Genomic DNA, 1,014 nt, shown 5'->3' on the forward strand with positions numbered 1-1,014 from the left:
GCGCTTGATTTATTCAAGACAGCCAAAACCGACATCAAAGACGAAAAAGGCCAAGCCCTTTACGACGAACGCATCAAACTTGCCGAAAATATGATCGATCAACTCGGTGATGTGGATCCAGTGAAACTCGCCCAGCAGCCCGAACCAACTGCAGACGAACAGCGCTATCTCAACTGGTGCGCCGAGCAGCAATTGTTCCTCAATAGTGGCAACGATATCGAGCCGGATACGATGGCGAAGCGCGACCTCCCGCTGCGCATCCAGAACAACGCGTTCCTCGGCAATTTCCTGGACTCGCTGACACACGAATTCACGACGATGCGCCGTTCACTCTACCTCGCATTAAACAGCGAAGAGGTGGCGGACGACCATAAGATGGACGGCGACAATACGCGCTATACGAAACGCCATGAAGACTTGAAGCAAATTTATCGCCAAGCTTATTCCCTATTCGACAAAATGGCGCTGTTATTGAACCAGACAATGCAACTTGGCGTCGAAGAGCCGCGCGTCAATTTCCAGCGCATCTGGTTTGAGGAAGAAGACTTGAAAAAGCCACTCAAGCCATTTGTTCAGAACACGAAAAACGATGCCTTGAAAGCCTTGTACTGGCAGTCGAAAGAAGTGTACGGCTATGAGCAATCGGACGAGCAAAGCCTGTTCGTGAAAAAAGCCTTGCACATCCGCAACCGCATCGACAATAGCTATTTGCAAGTGGTTGAAAAAGCGGAGCCGTTCGAAAAAGACAACGCCCGTGCACAAAGCCACCACATTACGGAAGCAGAGCTCGAACGCATGACGCTCGCCATGAGCCAAAAAGCGCGCAATGGCCTGATGTACTTGCAGTTCGCCTTGGCGATCGGCAAGAAATAACTAGAGAAAAAAGCCGTGCAGTTTTTGCTGCACGGCTTTTCAGAGTGTTGAAGAAGTCTATTAATCCATTACGAATGAGAATGGGATCGTTTTTTCTACATTCAAAAATGCAATGATATTTCTAAGTATTTGGAGAAGCGT

1 protein-coding gene is annotated in these 1,014 nt (G+C 48.7%); it reads left to right on the plus strand.

Translation table 11 applies throughout. The features are described from left to right. Positions 1 to 873, plus strand: an 873-nt coding sequence (locus ON064_RS18365; protein ID WP_274625893.1) for an LA2681 family HEPN domain-containing protein, incomplete at its 5' end; no start/stop codon positions are given. Between the last annotated feature and the right edge of the window lie 141 nt (positions 874 to 1,014).

The organism is Planococcus sp. A6, from assembly GCF_028823615.1.
Lineage (GTDB): Bacteria > Bacillota > Bacilli > Bacillales_A > Planococcaceae > Planococcus.